This is a genomic window from Streptococcus sp. bf_0095, from assembly GCF_004166885.1.
Classification (GTDB): domain Bacteria; phylum Bacillota; class Bacilli; order Lactobacillales; family Streptococcaceae; genus Streptococcus.
In genome coordinates this window covers 591010-607117 of record NZ_RCYU01000001.1, presented here as the reverse complement: position 1 = coordinate 607117, position 16108 = coordinate 591010, and the positions used below count along the sequence as shown (strand labels likewise).

13 protein-coding genes are annotated in these 16108 nt (G+C 46.1%); 12 read left to right on the top strand and 1 reads right to left on the bottom strand.

The genetic code is table 11. From position 1 onward, the window contains the following. Positions 1-64 precede the first annotated feature (64 nt). Genes rexB through EAI95_RS03110 form a run of 3 tightly spaced genes read left to right on the top strand, consistent with a single transcriptional unit; the run spans position 65 to position 7325 of the window. Positions 65-3343: an ATP-dependent nuclease subunit B gene (gene rexB / locus EAI95_RS03120; protein ID WP_129822159.1), complete on the top strand. Its 3279-nt coding sequence runs from the start codon at positions 65-67 to the stop codon at positions 3341-3343. Further along, positions 3340-7023 (top strand): helicase-exonuclease AddAB subunit AddA, encoded by a 3684-nt coding sequence (gene addA / locus EAI95_RS03115; protein ID WP_129822158.1) that lies wholly within the window; start codon positions 3340-3342, stop codon positions 7021-7023. The genes rexB and addA overlap by 4 nt, the downstream gene beginning before the upstream one ends. After that, positions 7020-7325 carry a DUF4298 domain-containing protein gene (locus EAI95_RS03110; protein ID WP_129822157.1) on the top strand — a complete coding sequence of 102 codons (306 nt, stop codon included), beginning with the start codon at positions 7020-7022 and terminating at the stop codon, positions 7323-7325. The genes addA and EAI95_RS03110 overlap by 4 nt, the downstream gene beginning before the upstream one ends. Before the next feature lie 317 nt (positions 7326-7642). Here EAI95_RS03110 and EAI95_RS03105 read toward each other — a convergent pair whose 3' ends face one another. After that, positions 7643-7813: a DUF3042 family protein gene (locus EAI95_RS03105; protein WP_003002781.1), complete on the bottom strand. Its 171-nt coding sequence runs from the start codon at positions 7811-7813 to the stop codon at positions 7643-7645. 83 nt (positions 7814-7896) lie between these two features. On the opposite strand from EAI95_RS03105, the gene miaA reads away from it, so the two are divergent. The 9 genes from miaA (at position 7897) to EAI95_RS03055 (ending at position 16043) form a co-directional block, all read left to right on the top strand. After that, positions 7897-8787, top strand: a complete 891-nt coding sequence (miaA, locus tag EAI95_RS03100) for a tRNA (adenosine(37)-N6)-dimethylallyltransferase MiaA (RefSeq protein ID WP_048717327.1) — start codon at positions 7897-7899, stop codon at positions 8785-8787. Continuing rightward, positions 8774-10024 carry a GTPase HflX gene (hflX, locus tag EAI95_RS03095; RefSeq protein WP_129822156.1) on the top strand — a complete coding sequence of 417 codons (1251 nt, stop codon included), beginning with the start codon at positions 8774-8776 and terminating at the stop codon, positions 10022-10024. The genes miaA and hflX overlap by 14 nt, the downstream gene beginning before the upstream one ends. Next, positions 10011-10628, top strand: a complete 618-nt coding sequence (locus EAI95_RS03090; protein WP_129822155.1) for a cystathionine beta-lyase — start codon at positions 10011-10013, stop codon at positions 10626-10628. The genes hflX and EAI95_RS03090 overlap by 14 nt, the downstream gene beginning before the upstream one ends. A 10-nt stretch (positions 10629-10638) precedes the next feature. Beyond that, on the top strand, positions 10639-11568 hold the full coding sequence (gene rnz / locus EAI95_RS03085; RefSeq protein WP_048717333.1) for a ribonuclease Z: 930 nt from the start codon (positions 10639-10641) through the stop codon (positions 11566-11568). A gap of 1 nt (position 11569) precedes the next feature. Next, positions 11570-12325 carry an SDR family oxidoreductase gene (locus tag EAI95_RS03080; protein ID WP_048717334.1) on the top strand — a complete coding sequence of 252 codons (756 nt, stop codon included), beginning with the start codon at positions 11570-11572 and terminating at the stop codon, positions 12323-12325. A gap of 10 nt (positions 12326-12335) precedes the next feature. Then, on the top strand, positions 12336-13046 hold the full coding sequence (locus EAI95_RS03075) for a class I SAM-dependent methyltransferase (RefSeq protein WP_048717336.1): 711 nt from the start codon (positions 12336-12338) through the stop codon (positions 13044-13046). 1 nt (position 13047) lies between these two features. Next, positions 13048-13452: a GNAT family N-acetyltransferase gene (locus EAI95_RS03070; protein ID WP_048717338.1), complete on the top strand. Its 405-nt coding sequence runs from the start codon at positions 13048-13050 to the stop codon at positions 13450-13452. A 334-nt stretch (positions 13453-13786) separates the two neighbouring features. Then, positions 13787-14569 carry a hypothetical protein gene (locus tag EAI95_RS09960; RefSeq protein ID WP_155223221.1) on the top strand — a complete coding sequence of 261 codons (783 nt, stop codon included), beginning with the start codon at positions 13787-13789 and terminating at the stop codon, positions 14567-14569. A gap of 307 nt (positions 14570-14876) precedes the next feature. Continuing rightward, the gene (locus tag EAI95_RS03055; RefSeq protein WP_129822153.1) at positions 14877-16043 is read left to right on the top strand and encodes a hypothetical protein; all 1167 of its coding nucleotides are present in this window, start codon (positions 14877-14879) and stop codon (positions 16041-16043) included. The last annotated feature ends 65 nt before the right edge of the window (positions 16044-16108 follow it).

The following is a 16108-nucleotide window of genomic DNA, read 5'->3' as shown; positions in this document are numbered from 1 at the left end:
ATCCCTGTAGAAAAGGCGCAAAGATGGTATAATAGAACTATCATTTTACAGGAATCCTAACATTATGAAATTAGTCTATACAGATATTCGAACGCCTTTAACCCAGGTCTTGGTGGATGAGGCCAATCGATTGGTTGAAGAAGGGAAGCGGGTCTTTTATATCGCGCCCAACTCTCTATCTTTTGAGAAGGAGCACAAAGTCTTGCAACTCATAGACCAGAAGGCTTCTTTTGCCATCACCATTACGCGCTTTGCTCAGATGGCACGCTATTTTACACTCAATGAAAGTCACCAGCAGCAGTCGCTCGATGATATCGGTCTTGGCATGCTCTTTTTTAAGGTGCTTTCTCAGATGCCGGATGAAGAGCTCAAGGTTTATGCACGTCTTAAGAAGGATCCCCAGTTTATCCAACAATTGATCCAGCTCTTTCATGAGTTGCAGACAGCCCAGATGACAGCATCCGACTTGGATGCCTTGCCAGATCAGGAGAAGAGAGAAGACTTGATCCATATCTTGAAGGCTGTTCAAGACCAGTTAGTTGCAGGTTCTTTTGAGTCTGAGTCTAAGTTGGCTAGTTTTGCCTCTCATCTTATCAAGGGAGATTTGGATGAGGAGTTGAAAGACTTGGCCCTAGTAATTGACGGTTTTACGCGTTTCTCAGCCGAGGAGGACTACCTGGTTCATTTGCTGCATGACAAGGGCGTCGAGATCATTATTGGGGCATACGCCAGTGAGAAAGCCTATCGCTCGACCTTTCGTGAAGGAAACCTCTACCAGGCAAGTGTCGACTTCCTGCTAGACTTGGCTAGGACCTACCAGGTCACGCCAAGCTATGTCGGTCAAGGAAAAGAGGATGCCTTTAGTCGTATGACGCGGATCTTGGAAGCTCGTTATGACTTTACAGAGGTAGAGGGTGAGCTGTTTGATCAAGATCGAGAAGCAGTAGAGATTTGGACCTGTAACCATCAAAAGGAAGAATTAGAGGCTGTAGCCCGCTCCATTCGCCAGCGTCTGTATGAGGGCGCACGGTACAAAGACATTCGGGTCCTCTTGGGGGATGTGGATGCTTATCAGCTCCAGCTCAAAACCATCTTTGACCAGTACCAGATTCCCTTTTATCTTGGAAAGAGTGAGTCCATGTCCCAGCATCCCCTGGTCCAATGGGTGGAATCCTTGGACCGTCTTCGTCGCTATCGGTTTTTGACCGAGGATGTGGTCAATCTCTTGAAGACGGGGCTCTATGGGGCGCTAACGCGAGAGGACATCGACCATTTTGAACAATATGTTCGCTTTGCAGAAATCAAGGGTTTAGCTGCCTTTTCTCGTGACTTTACAGCCAATCACCATGACAAATTTGACCTAGAGCGTCTCAACCAGATTCGCCAGCAGGTCATCGGTCCCCTTCAGGATTTTTACAAGACCAAGAGCCAGACCAGCCAGGGGCTACTGAAAAAGTTTGCCCAGTTTTGTCAAGATGCCCAGTTGGCGCAAAACATGCAACAGTTAGCCAGTCGTGGCTCTGAACAGGAAATGGAACGCTATGACCAGGTATGGAAGTCCTTTAGCCATGTGCTAGAACAATTTGCCCAGGTCTTTGATCAAATCAAGGTGACCTTAGATGATTTTCTTAGCCTTCTCTTGTCAGGGATCTTGTTGGCAAGTTATCGAACGGTCCCAGCGACAGTGGATGTGGTGACAGTCCAGTCTTATGATTTGATCGAACCTCTATCAGCTCCTTATGTCTATGCCATTGGCTTGACCCAGGAGCGTTTCCCTAAGATTGCCAAGGACCAATCCTTGCTGACGGATGAGGAGCGTCAGGTCCTGAACCAAGCTTCAGACCAACAGGCTAATCTCCAAATTGCCAGTCAGGACAACTTACGGAAGAATCGCTTCGTCGCCCTATCTCTCTTCAATGCGGCCACCAAACAGCTGGTCTTATCCAGCCCTATTCTTGTCAATGAGGTGGACGATAAGATGTCCCCTTACTTGTTCGAGCTGACCAAGGCACCGCTTGCTCTACCCGTCATTGAGAAGAAGGCAAGGGCCTCTAGTGAAGATATGGGGTCTTACCAGGCCCTCTTAGCTCGACTGATTGAATTGCACCAGGGAGAAATTGACCAGGAGTTGAGCAAGGAAGAAGCGACCTTCTGGGCAGTTGCCATTCGCATTCTTCGGAAGAAATTAGCTTCAGAAGGCTTGCATATCCCGCAAATCAGCCACAGCTTGACGACCAAGGTCTTAGAGGATGAGACGCTGGAAGTCCTTTATCCAAAAGGGCAGGCTCTGTCTTTATCTGCCTCAGCTCTCAACACCTACTACCAAAACCAATATAGCTATTATCTTCACTATGTCCTAGGTTTGCAGGAGGAGTGGCACTTGCGCCCAGACGCGAGAAGCCATGGGAATTTCTTGCACCGTATTTTTGAACGGGTGCTGAAAGATCCTTCAGAAGGAGATTTTGATGAGCGCTTGCACAAGGCCATTCGCGAAACCAGCCAGGAGACAGAGTTTGCCCTCCTTTATCAGGAGAATGCTATGGCCGCTTTTTCAAAAGAATTGCTCCTGGATACAGCTCGGGCGACTGGTCGTGTCCTCGCCCACAATGACAGTATTGAAACCATTGGAGAGGAAGCTCTCTTCGGCCGAGAAGATCGCCCCTTCTTAACCTTAGAAGATGGTCGTCCGCTCTTGGTCAAGGGCAAGGTTGATAGGATTGATCGGCTGTCTGAGACAGGGGCCTTGGGAGTGGTGGACTATAAGTCCAGTGAGACTAAGTTTAACTTTGAGAAGTTCTATAATGGCCTCAACTCCCAGTTGCCAACTTATCTATCTGCTATCAAAGACTTTCAGGCCTTTGATCCTGACAAGGGGATTTTCGGTGCCATGTATTTGCAGATGACGGATCCTTTGGTGCCTCTCAAGGATACCAAGGCGGTCGAAGATGCTGTCCAAGCGGTTCTAAAATCCCAACAATACAAGGGGCTCTTCTTGGCAGACCAAGCCAGTCAATTAGGGGAGAGCTATGAGAAAAACAAGGCCATGTTGCTGAGTCAAGAGGAGCTAGATCTGCTCTTGCTCTACAATGCCCATCTCTATCAACAAGCAGCCGAAGGTATCTTGTCGGGTGACTTTGCTATCAACCCTTATACTGAAAATGGTCGAAGCATTGCTCCGTATGTAGAACAATATAAATCGATTACGGGATTTGAAGCCAATCGCCACCTAGGACAAGCCCGTTTCTTGAAGAAACTGGATCCAAGTCAGTATGACAAACGCCCAGTCGGTGACAAGCTCCGTCAGGCCTGGATAGAAAAAATGAAGGAGGAATTGAATCAATGAAACCAATTGAATTTTTAAGTCACAGTCAGATTCAAGACCTCCAAATCCAGGAGGCCCTGTCTGACAAGGAACAAAAACGGACCCCTGAGCAAATAGAAGCCATCTATTCGTCAGGAACCAATATCCTAGTATCAGCTTCGGCTGGTTCTGGGAAGACCTTTGTCATGGTCCAACGGATCCTGGATCAATTGCACCGAGGGGTTTCCATCCAGCAATTGTTTATCTCGACCTTTACGGTTAAGGCAGCAACTGAGCTCAAGGAACGCTTAGAAAAGGAGTTGGAGAAGAGCCTCAAGTCTACCAAGGATGAGGAGCTCATGCGCCACTTGGCTCAACAAATCGCAGAATTACCAACTAGTGATATCGGGACCATGGATGCCTTCACGCAGCGACTGGTCTCCAAATACGGCTATTTATTAGGCCTCTCGCCGACTTTCCGCATCCTTCAAAGTGCGAGCGAGCAGTCCTTACTCAAGAATGACTGTTTTGAACAAGTCTTTGAGCGCTTTTATGAGGAGCAAGGGCCTGACCGCCTCTTTAGTCGTCTAGTTAAGAACTTTACAGGAAAGGGCAAGTCGCTAGCTGGTTTTAAGGAGCAGGTTTATGCACTAGTAGACTTCCTCCAATCCACTGCGGATCCTCTCATCTGGTTGAAGGAGTCCTTCCTCAAAGGCTATGAGGATCTGGACTATGATGAAGCCTTGGACCAGTTGGCCCAAGGGGTAAAAGAGCAACTCTTTGAACTGGAATCTTTCTTTACCTTCCACCTGGCCAATGAGGGGCAAGCCTTTGCAGGGGCCAAGTACCAAGAGAATGTCACCGCTATTCAAGACTTAATCGCTAGTCTCAATGAGAAATCCAGCCAGGAAGCTATCTTTGAGGTCTTAGAGCGGGTGGTCTTGATCTCCCGTGCTAGCGGAGGACGAAGTCTGGCCATCACGACACGAAAAGAAGACCTGAAAGAGTTAGCTACGGCCTTCAATGACGAACGCAAAGAACGCATCGAAGCCTTGCGGGCAGCAGCTTCCCAGCACTACCAACTAACCTATCAGATTCGCTTCAAGGATGAACCCTTGCCTTTGCTGGTCTTGCTCAGGGACTTTGTCCAAGCTTTCTCTACTGCTTATTTAGAGCGCAAGAAGCAGGAAAATGCCTTTGAATTTGGCGACATCAGCCATTTTGCTATCCAGATCCTTGAAGAATTCCCCCATATCCGTAGTCTCTATCAAGAGCGCTACCACGAGGTCATGGTCGATGAGTACCAGGATACCAACCATACCCAAGAGCGGATGTTGGAACTCTTGTCCAATGGCCAAAACCGCTTCATGGTGGGAGATATCAAGCAGTCCATCTACCGTTTCCGTCAGGCAGATCCTCAAATTTTTAATGATAAGTTTAAGGCCTATCAAGAAGAAGGGGCTGATGGTAAGTTGATCCTGCTCAAGGAGAATTTCCGAAGCCACGTAGAGGTCTTAGAGGCGACCAACCATGTCTTTGAACGCCTCATGGATGAGGAAGTTGGGGAGATTCTCTATGACCAGAGCCACCGCTTAATTGCGGGCAATCCCGAGAAGAAAGAGCCGACACCCGCCTATGAGACAGAGTTCCTGCTCTACGATGGCAGTCAGGATGTGGCTGAAGCAACTGAAGAAGAAGAGCAAGAAGGGGATAGCCTATCCTCAGGTGAAGTCCTTTTGGTCATCAAGGAAATCATCCGCCTCCACAACGAAGAAGGGGTTCCCTTTAAGGATATCACACTCTTGACGGCGTCTCGGACCCGCAACGACAAGGTACTGTCTTCCTTTGAAGCCTATCAAATTCCTATCGTTGCAGACGGGGGAGAGGAAAACTACCTCCAGTCGGTCGAAGTCATGGTCCTTTTGGACACCCTCCGAACCATTAACAATCCCTTGCAGGACTATCCCTTGGTGGCCCTCCTGAAATCAGCCATGTTTGAGTTTGATGAGGACCAGTTGGCTCGCTTAGCCTTACAGGGAGTTGAAGGAAAGAAGGCAGAGAATCTCTATGAGAAACTGCAACACGCCCTAGACCAGACAGGGAGTGCTCCTCATTTGATCGATTCTAGCTTGAGAGAGAAGCTCACCCGCTTTATGGAGACACTAGATGCCTGGCGTGACTATGCTCAGACTCATTCTCTCTATGACCTGCTCTGGAAGATTTACCAAGATCGCCACTATTATGATTATGTGGGTGCCCTGCCAAATGGAGCCCAACGGCAGGCCAATCTCTATGCCTTGACCCTGCGGGCAAATGACTTTGAAAGCTCTAGTTTCAAAGGTTTGCCACGTTTCATCTCCATGATTGATAAGATTTTGGAAAACCAACACGACTTGGCCAATGTCGCCCAGGCAGTTCCTAAGGATGCTGTCCAACTCATGACCATCCATAAGAGCAAGGGACTTGAGTTTCCTTATGTCTTTATCCTCAATACTGACAAAAAGTTTGTCGGCAAGGAACTATCGACCAATGCTGTCATCAGTCGGAAAAATGGGGTCGGGATCAAGTATGTTGCGAATCTCCCCGTCGAGTCAGATCAAGAGGGACTTCCCGAGTCGGTACGCTTGGTCATTGAGACCCTGCCTTATCAGCGAAATGTTGAGGAAATTCGTCTAGCATCCTTGTCGGAACAGATGCGCCTCCTCTATGTCGCTATGACCCGGGCAGAGCGCAAGCTCTATCTGGTGGGCAAGGGCCGGCAGGATAAGTTGGAAGAGAAAAAATGGGGATCCAGTGTCAATGGACGCTTGAGCCCAGCTCTTCGTAAGGAGATCAATTGTTTCCAAGACTGGCTCTATGCCATCCAGGCAGTCTTTGCCCAGCAACACTTGTCCTATCAGACCCGCTTTGTGACCGACCAAGACTTGACGCCGGAGCAAATCGGTCACTTGGAGTTGAAGTCTTCTCTCCCAGTCGATGACCTCAAGGACAACCGGCAATCAGAAGAGATCCGCCGTGCCCTGGATGTCTTAGAATCAGTGGACCGGCTCAACACCCAGTACCAAGCAGCCATCCAACTTCCGAGTGTGCGGACTCCGAGCCAAATTAAGAAATTCTATGAACCTATCCAAGATATCGACGGAGTGGACCTCATGGAAAAAGCGGATCTTGCCTTACCAAGCTTTGAGTTTCCAACCTTTGGCAAGGAAGAAGCTGTGACAGGAGCAGCAGTCGGTAGTGCCCTGCACGAATTGATGCAACGGATTCCATTGACGACGATTCCAACCATGGAGAGCCTAGCAATGGTCCTCCAAGAGGTCAATGCCAGTCCGGCTGTCAAGAAGCGGATCGACCTCAAGAAGGTTTTGGCCTTCTTCCAGACCGACTTGGGCCAACTCTTGCTAAAAGAGTCCGACAAGGTCCATCGTGAAGCGCCCTTTGCCATGCTCAAGACAGATCCAGCTAGTGGCCAGGACTTTGTGGTCCGGGGGATCTTAGACGGCTACCTACTATTGGAAGATCGGATTCTTCTCTTTGACTACAAGACAGACCGTTACCGGAACCCTCAAGAATTGCTGGATCGCTACCAAGCCCAACTGGAACTCTACGCAGAAGCCCTCCGCCGTTCATATGGTGTGGAGCAGGTTGAATCCTATTTGATTTTACTAGGCGGTGAGCAGCTGCAAGTCGTTTCTTTAGCAGATAGAAAGGACAACTCATGACCCCAATTGAACGAATCCAAGAGATGGAAGGCCATCTCAACACCTACCAAAGTTTAATCGAAGAGCTCGAAGCATGTTTGAAACGGGTAGAAGCTGGCCAGTCTAGCTATATCGCCCTTCGCGATTACTACACTAGCCAGGTCTACATGGACGATGTCGAATTGTCCAATCAGCCAGACTTCCCTGAAGAGGTCTACTGTGGCGTCTTATCGGAAGATGCCGTCTACGATTTGTTGGACGAGCACTACCAAAAGGCAGTAGAGATGCTAGACCTTGCTACCAAGATGTTAAAAGAACGATAAGAACACAAAAAACTCCGGTTTTCCGGAGTTTTTAGATTAAAGATAAATTCTTCTGAAAAACTTTCCTTAGGTTAGTACGGACGTCAGCGAACTTCAACGAAGTTCCATGACTTAGTTTTGGACCTAAGGTTCCAAAACTCCCGTGTGCTAGAAACAATCGTGTTTCTAGCACTTTTCTCACAGCGGAAAGTTTTTGACTTGCTTAAAATCTTAAATAATAAATAACTTTTTTGAAAAAATTATCTAGCTAGTAATGTAAAAATAGTTTGTCTACATTCACAAAAAAAACTCCGGTTTCCCGGAGTTTTTTCTTTTGATTAGTGTGATACACGACGACGTGCTGCTTTTTTGCGGTTTTCTTCGATGAAAGCTGCTTTTTGTTCTTCAGGCTCGATTACTTTTTTCTTGAATGTGTAAACTGCACCTGCTACAGCAGCAACTGTACCAGCAACACCAGTAACAAAACCTTTACCAAATCCTTTAGCCATGAGAATTTCTCCTTTTTAGAACTTTAAATTTTTATGTTATAATATATGGTAACGAAAAAATGCGATTTTTGCAAGGAAAAACGATGAAAAACAAGATAATTGTGATAGTGGGACCGACCGCTGTTGGGAAAACAGCCCTCGCTATCGAGGTGGCCCAGCGCTTTCAGGGGGAGGTCATCAGCGGAGATAGCCAGCAGGTCTACCGCACCCTAGATATTGGAACGGCCAAGGCTAGTCCAGAAGAGCAGGCAGCAGCTCCCCATCATCTGATCGATGTCCGCGAGGTGACAGATACTTACTCAGCCTACGATTTTGTGACAGAAGCCAGCCAAGCCATCGAGGAGATTCAAGAACGAGGCCACCTTCCTATTATTGCTGGAGGGACAGGCCTCTATGTCCAGAGTCTCTTAGAAGGCTATCACCTAGGAGGGGATGTTGCCCACGAGGACATTCTAGCCTATCGGGAGTCCTTGTCCCCTCTCACTGATGAAGAACTGTTTGATCGAGTAGCAAAAGAGGGAATTGAAATTCCGCAGATCAATCGTAGACGAGCAATGCGGGCCTTGGAAATCTCCCATTTCGGTCAGGACTTGGAAAATCAAGCTCCAGCCTATGAACCCTATATCATTTGTCTAGACGATGATCGCCAAGCCTTGTATGACCGCATCAATCGACGGGTGGATCTCATGGTTGAGCAGGGCTTGTTAGAAGAAGCCCAGTGGCTCTATGACAACCATCCTGAGGTTCAGGCTGCGAAAGGGATTGGCTACAAGGAGCTCTTTCCTTATTTCAAGGGGGGGCAAAGTTTAGAAGAGGCTCTTGAACAGCTCAAGCAAAATACGCGCCGTTTTGCCAAGCGCCAGTTGACTTGGTTTCGCAATCGGATGACAGTTCATTTTTACCAGATTGGAGAAGAAGGCTTCAAGGAGCGGGTTCTTCAAAATATAGAAAGATTTTTAGATGATAGAAACTGAGAAAAAACAGGAGCGGGTCCTCATTGTTGGTGTCGAGCTCCAAGGTATGGAGAACTTTGACATGTCCATGGAGGAGTTGGCCAGTCTAGCCAAGACAGCCGGAGCAGAAGTCGTAGGGATCTACACCCAAAAGAGAGAAAAGTACGATAGCAAGACTTTTGTCGGCTCTGGAAAGCTAGAAGAGATTGCCCAAATGGTCGATGCAGATGAGGTTTCGACAGTTGTCGTTAACAACCGTTTGACCCCTCGCCAGAATGTGAATTTAGAAGAAATCTTAGGTGTAAAGGTCATCGACCGGATGCAGTTGATTTTGGATATCTTTGCCATGCGGGCACGAAGCCACGAAGGTAAGCTCCAGGTTCATCTGGCCCAGCTCAAGTACCTCTTGCCCCGTCTCGTGGGTCAAGGGATCATGCTCAGCCGTCAGGCCGGGGGGATTGGTTCCCGTGGACCGGGAGAAAGTCAGCTGGAGTTGAACCGCCGGAGTGTCCGCAATCAAATCACCGATATCGAGCGTCAACTCAAGGTGGTCGAGAAGAACCGTGAAGTGGTACGGGAAAAACGCCTAGAATCCCCCATCTTTAAGATTGGCTTGATTGGCTATACCAATGCCGGCAAATCAACCATTATGAATGCCTTGACCAGTAAGACCCAATACGAGGCAGATGAACTCTTTGCGACCTTGGATGCGACCACCAAGAGTATTCATCTAACAGGCAATCTACAAGTAACTCTGACAGATACAGTCGGCTTTATTCAGGACTTACCGACAGAGTTGGTGACCAGTTTTAAGTCGACCCTGGAAGAAAGCAAGAATGTGGATCTCTTGGTCCATGTCATCGATGCCTCTGATCCCAACCATGAAGAGCATGAAAAGACAGTTCTTCAGATTATGAAGGATTTGGAGATGCTGGAGATTCCACGCTTAACTCTCTACAATAAAGCTGATAAAGTCGCGGACTTTACTCCGACTCAGACACCTTATCGCCTGGTTTCGGCCAAGGATCCCGATAGTCGGACTAAACTGCATGACATTCTACTTGAAAAGATGCAGGAGCTCTTCCATCCCTTTACGATTCAGGTTCCTTTTGATCAAGCCTACCGCATCCATGAATTGGAGACCATTGCCATATTGGCTGAGCGTTCCTATGAGGAGACTGGTGAGGTCATAACAGGCTACATCGCCCCTAAAAATGCATGGAGACTAGAGGAGTTTTATCATCATGGATTATCTTAATATCGCTCTCAGCTATGGGGGCTATACCAGTCTAGACAAGGTCTATTTGGAGCGGGTCTTAGCGGGATTGACAGAAGAGCAAAAGCTCCAGTTTATCACGCCACCGCCCAGTGTAATCAATGCCTACTTCGCTGAGCTTTACCAAAAGAAGAGCCCCGATGCAGCAACAGACTACTATGAACAAGTCACTGAGGTCTTTGATCTCTATCAGACCAGTCCCAGCTTCGAGGAGGACAAACCCTTTGTCCGTCTCAATCTCTCTGGCAAGGCCTATGGCTTTTGCTACCGAGAAAAGGGATTAGCTCAAGTCTTTGCCCAGCAAGCAGAAGCCATCAGCATGGACCTCTTGTTTGAGATTGCGCAAATCTTCCCTCACTACCTGGTATATGATGAGGAAGGCTTCATCTTGATGCGTCATGTTACGGATCAAGAGGTGGTGGATACCAAGGAGTTGTCACCTCTATCTAATCTTGAAGAGTTGGCAGATGGGAGCATCCGCCTGACTGGCTACAACCAGGACGAATTGGCTCAATTAGCTAGGGCCTACCCAGGAAAAATCGCCGTTCGATCGAAGAATCGGACTGCTATGATCTATATTAGTTAGAAAGAATACAATGGAAATTCAATTTTTAGGAACGGGTGCGGGCCAGCCGTCCAAATCTCGTAATGTCTCAAGTCTAGCGCTCAAACTCTTGGATGAGATCAATGAAGTTTGGCTCTTTGACTGTGGAGAAGGGACACAAAATCAAATCTTAGAAACCAGCATCCGTCCTCGAAAAGTTAGCAAGATCTTTATCACCCACTTACACGGGGACCATATCTTTGGCTTGCCAGGTTTCCTCTCTAGCCGCGCCTTTCAGGCCAATGAAGAGCAGACGGATCTAGAGATTTATGGACCGGTTGGGATCAAATCCTTTGTCTTGACCAGCCTTCGAGTTTCCGGTTCACGCCTGCCTTACAAGATCCATTTTCATGAGTTCGATGAAGGTTCACTTGGGAAAATCATGGAGACCGATAAGTTCACGGTCTATGCCGACGCCTTGGATCACACCATTTTCTGTGTCGGCTACCGGGTCATGCAGAAAGATTTGGAAGGGACCCTCGACGCAGACAAGCTCAAGGCAGCAGGGGTTCCATTTGGACCACTTTTTGGCCAGGTCAAAAATGGCCAAGATGTTACCCTGGAAGATGGCACCAAGATCATTGCTGCGGATTATATCTCCGCCCCTCGACCTGGTAAGATCATCACCATCCTGGGCGATACCCGGAAGACCAATGCCAGCGTCAGACTTGCCGTTAATGCAGATGTTCTCGTGCATGAGTCTACCTATGGCAAGGGCGATGAGAAGATTGCTCGTAAGCATGGCCACTCGACCAATATGCAGGCGGCAGAAGTGGCGCGTGAAGCAGGAACCAAACGCCTTCTACTCAACCATATCAGTGCCCGCTTCCTCTCCAAGGACGTCAGTCAATTGCGCAAGGATGCCGCGACTGTGTTTGAGAAGGTCCATGTGGTCAAGGACTTGGAAGAAGTGGAGATCTAAGATGCGAACTATCATCATCACAGGAGCGAGTGGAGGCTTAGCCCAGGAAATGGTCAAGCTCCTTCCTGAGGACCGGCTTATTCTCTTAGGCAGAAATCAAGAAAAACTGGAACAAGTCTATGCTGAACATCCTAAGAAAGTATGCATTGGGATCGATATCACGGATTCCTCAGCTGTCCAAGACTTGGTAGAAGACCTCTATCAGCGCTATGGGCAGATTGATGTCTTGGTCAACAATGCAGGCTATGGGATCTTTGAAGAGTTTGACAAGATTACCAATGAGCAGATCCATGCCATGTTTGAAGTCAATACCTTTGCCCTGATGAATCTCTCACGCTTAATTGGTGCCCGCATGAAGGAAGCAGGTAAGGGTCACATCGTCAATATCGTCAGCATGGCGGGTCTCGTCGCAACTGCCAAATCCAGCCTTTATTCGGCGACCAAATTTGCGGCCATTGGTTTTTCTAACGCCTTGCGGTTGGAACTCATGCCCTTTGGTGTCCATGTGACGACGGTCAATCCAGGCCCTATTCGGACCGCTTTCTTTGACCAGGCAGACCCCGATGGAAGCTATGTCAAGGCTGTAGACCGTTATATTTTGGAACCAGACTTCGTGGCTAAGAAGATTGTCAAACACTTTGGAAAAGCAAAACGTGAGCTCAATTTGCCTTGGCTCTTGAACCTGACCCACAAGCTCTATACCCTTTTCCCTCGTATCTCGGACAAGCTAGCCAGCAAAATGTTCAATTACAAATAGGAGGAGCCAGATGGCAGCAAATATTCAAGCTTATTTAGAAAACCTCCGGCAACCCTGGGGACAGATCTATTATGATATTCTTTTTGCTCAATTAAAAGACATCAAGAGAAAACGGGTGCTTGATTTTGGCAGTGGCTTTGGACTGGTGGCCAACCACCTAGCGAAAGACAATGAGGTCCTTGCTGTGGAACCAAATGAAGAAATGTTGGCCTTGCGGGACCAAGACCATCCCTACCAGCAACTGGTCGGAAGTCTGGATCAGTTGGCAAGTCTTGAAGATGCCAGCTTTGAGGTCATCCTCTGCCACAATGTCTTGGAGTATGTAGGGAATCGCGAGGCTGTCCTCAAGGCATTCACCCGGCTCTTGAAACCAGGTGGCCTGCTCTCCATTGTCAAGCACAATGAAGTTGGGCGCGTCCTACAGACTGTCGTCTTTGAAAATGATACTCAGAAGGCGCTTGATCTCTTAGCCGGCCAAAATCTGGAAACCCACTCCATGGGCTTGGCACAGGCCTATGATCTCGGTGCAGTAGTAGAAGATCTAACCCTCGAAGTACAGGACTACCAGGGAATTCGTGTCTTTTATTCCTTGCAGGACAATCGCTTCAAAGGCCAAGAAGGCTGGCGAGAGTCCATGCTTCAGATGGAGCTGGCCGTTTGTCAGGAGTCCCCTTATCGGGATATAGCCTTCTTCCAGCACTATACCTTAAAAAGGAGTTAAGATGTTAGAGTACAAACAAGAGATTCCAGCGATGGCAGACTTAGTCGCACTTTACAGCTCGGTCGGCTGGACCAATTATACCAAGAACCCATCTATGCTAGCAGAAGCTGTCAAAGCCAGTCTCTGGCAGTTGGCCGTCTATGATGAGAAAGAGCTCGTTGCCTACATCCGCTTGGTAGGAGATGGTCACTCAGTCATTTTTGTGCAGGACCTCCTGGTACGACCAGATCACCAGCGCCAAGGTATCGGAAGGAAACTCTTAAAAGAGGCTTTAGCGACCTTTCCCACTGTCTACCAACGACTCCTCGCCACTGAACGGAGCGAGAAGAATCTTGCCTTTTACCAATCCCTGGGCTTTGTTGAACTTTCAGAGCAAGCCTGTACAGGGATGATTTATAGTAATTGACGGAGAGAGAGTGGGACAGAAATCGGTAATTCGTTAGAATTCGATTTCGTCGTCCCACCTCCGCACAGTTGAGTAGGGCTGTAAAAGCTGATGAAACCAGCGTAGTAGAGCCCACTCAACCACTGCGTCTTGCTCGACAATCCAAAAACAATTAATAGGCTAGGACTTTTGTCCCAGCCTCTTTTCTTGTTTTTCCTGACATTCCTTGTAAATAATGGTAGAATAGAGCTAGATAAATAAATACGTTGATGAGTAATTCAACTTGTGAGAATCTTTCATCCTATATAGTCCTCTATCTAACTTTTGGAAATTTTCTATTTTTGGAGGTAGACCTATGAAAAACAAAGGTTATTCCCTTTTACTCCTAGTTCCCATTTTATTCTTAACGATGGTTCTAACCAGTTGTAAGATCATGACATCGAGTGATTACAAAAAGGCTAAAGAAGTTGTTAGCAGTGAGCTTGCTCAAGCTGGTCTTCATGGAAAAGTAACCATCACCAAGTTATCTTGGACTGCCCTAGAATTCCCAACTTATCATGTAAGCTACACCTACTCTGAGAAAACCTACGATGATCAAACGGTACGATTGGAAAATGAAACAACTTTTCATGATGACTGGTCAAGTTCATCTATTATTTTTCTTCCAGACTATAAGAAAGTGTTTTTAGAGCAGAAATCCATAAAAAATATCGAGGAAAAACTAGAGAAGGAAATAAAGAAGCAATCTCTCGGCCTTCCAATTGAATTCTCTATCTTTTTAAGTAACTTTTATCAGGAAGAAAAAGAGGAAATCCTGGATAGCATTGCAAGACAAAATCTCAAAGAAGGGAAAAAAGACTTTGCCGGCTACTATCAAATTCCTTTTCAAACCTTGATCGATCAGGAGTTAATCCGTATGACCATTTATGTAGATGATGCCGTGTCCGTTAAGGAGCAAGACCTAGAAGAAGCAGCTAAAAAGCTAGATGCGAGCAAACTACCGAATGGTTCCTATAGTTTCTACTATTCCAATCATAAAGATGATTCGGAAGACACGCTCAGTTACTCCTTCAAAGTGAAAGATGGGAAAGTTGTTTTTTATGAAGATCAAAAGGATGAACTAGAGGATCAAAACTAAAATGAGACTTCTTGGGTATCCTAATAAGATTTAATAAATCTATTTTTATAATGCTACTTAAATGGAGGCTGGGACAAAAGTCCTAGCCTCTCCATTGTCTTTGGATTATCGAGCAAGACGCAGTGGTTGAGTGGGCTCTATTACGCTGATTTCATCAGCTTTTACAGCCCTACTCAACTGTGCGGAGGTGGGACGACGAAATCGAATTCTAACGAATTACCGATTTCTGTCCCACTCTCTATTATATATTTGACTGACAAAAGAGGGGATTGATGGTAAAATGAGTGTGAGATTAGGAGGCCATGGAATGAAGAAGATTTTGAAATCATTTAAGTTTTATCTATTGTTGATTTTTATCCTACTAATCGGGGGATTGCAAATACAGCATGAACTTCATAAACGGGAACTGACACAATTTATCAGTTGGAAACCTCGTCCTAAACTGGTTGAATCTCAATTTATAGGAGATGGAAAAGCAGTTGCAATCCAATGGGAAACTCAAAAAGAATTAGCTGAGGCTCTAGAGGCACAAGATTACGATAGGGAAATTAGTGTAGAGAGACCTATAGAGGGAAGTCATCGTGGAAATTATATTGCACAAGTAAGCTACAAGTTAAAAACAGATGCTTGGACTCCTGGGCGTTATAGAAAGTATAAAACTCTCGGTGGTTCTGGTATCGATAGTATCAATAATAGGAGTAAGCAACCGGAAAAAGGAGAATACTGGCTTATTGATATTTACGACACTTCAGATAATAGAATAAAAAAGAAAACATTTGATATGTTCAAAATTGTAAGAGATCTCAATAAAGATTATCTTCCATTGGCTACAAATACTGGCTCTTTATATTATGATAAGGATGATCAAGAAACCTATCTTTCTATCGGTATTTTAGTAGGATCGAAAGTTAAATATGTGTTTGATCCAGGAGACATTCATGTGGAGACGGAATACAATACCCAAGTCGGCTTAATGAATGTTAAAACAGGAAAGATTTCACTTACAACATCATCAGGAAAAGAGTATGATCAACTTCGAGATGATGATGAAAAAAACTATAAAGTAACTCATCCCTTTGAATCTAATCCTAATCCTAATTATAATTTTGATTCGAAAATCTCTTTTTCTGATTCACGTTTAAGATATAAAATAAAAGATTATGAAAACGAGTCGATTCCATTAAAGTCTACTTACCCGAAAGTCTATTCTATTTTAAGTAAGGGGCATAATGAAAGAACAGATGGAGACTATGAAAAGGGTGAGGAAGCCTACCTATACTTTCTTGGAACAGAAGATCTCAACTTTGATATATCTATTCTAGAGCTGTTCTATCCAATGGGAGGTTCGGATACTTCAAAATTATTTTACAATTACAGGATTCCAGCAGAATATTCAAAAGATGGTCAAGAGCATGTTGTAAAGAATAAAGAAGAGTTTTTCAAATATTTCAAAGAGAGTTCCGATCAGAACTAAAATGAGAACACGCATTTTGTAAATTTCATAAGGAGGTTAGGTTATGAAATCCAACTATTCCAAAC

Excerpts from the sequence above, each read along its gene's own strand:
- rexB (WP_129822159.1), top strand. The coding sequence starts at position 65 with ATGAAATTAGTCTATACAGATATTCGAACGCCTTTAACCCAGGTCTTG.
- addA (WP_129822158.1), top strand. The coding sequence starts at position 3,340 with ATGAAACCAATTGAATTTTTAAGTCACAGTCAGATTCAAGACCTCCAA.
- EAI95_RS03110 (WP_129822157.1), top strand. The coding sequence starts at position 7,020 with ATGACCCCAATTGAACGAATCCAAGAGATGGAAGGCCATCTCAACACC.
- EAI95_RS03105 (WP_003002781.1), bottom strand. The coding sequence starts at position 7,813 with ATGGCTAAAGGATTTGGTAAAGGTTTTGTTACTGGTGTTGCTGGTACA.
- miaA (WP_048717327.1), top strand. The coding sequence starts at position 7,897 with ATGAAAAACAAGATAATTGTGATAGTGGGACCGACCGCTGTTGGGAAA.
- hflX (WP_129822156.1), top strand. The coding sequence starts at position 8,774 with ATGATAGAAACTGAGAAAAAACAGGAGCGGGTCCTCATTGTTGGTGTC.
- EAI95_RS03090 (WP_129822155.1), top strand. The coding sequence starts at position 10,011 with ATGGATTATCTTAATATCGCTCTCAGCTATGGGGGCTATACCAGTCTA.
- rnz (WP_048717333.1), top strand. The coding sequence starts at position 10,639 with ATGGAAATTCAATTTTTAGGAACGGGTGCGGGCCAGCCGTCCAAATCT.
- EAI95_RS03080 (WP_048717334.1), top strand. The coding sequence starts at position 11,570 with ATGCGAACTATCATCATCACAGGAGCGAGTGGAGGCTTAGCCCAGGAA.
- EAI95_RS03075 (WP_048717336.1), top strand. The coding sequence starts at position 12,336 with ATGGCAGCAAATATTCAAGCTTATTTAGAAAACCTCCGGCAACCCTGG.
- EAI95_RS03070 (WP_048717338.1), top strand. The coding sequence starts at position 13,048 with ATGTTAGAGTACAAACAAGAGATTCCAGCGATGGCAGACTTAGTCGCA.
- EAI95_RS09960 (WP_155223221.1), top strand. The coding sequence starts at position 13,787 with ATGAAAAACAAAGGTTATTCCCTTTTACTCCTAGTTCCCATTTTATTC.
- EAI95_RS03055 (WP_129822153.1), top strand. The coding sequence starts at position 14,877 with ATGAAGAAGATTTTGAAATCATTTAAGTTTTATCTATTGTTGATTTTT.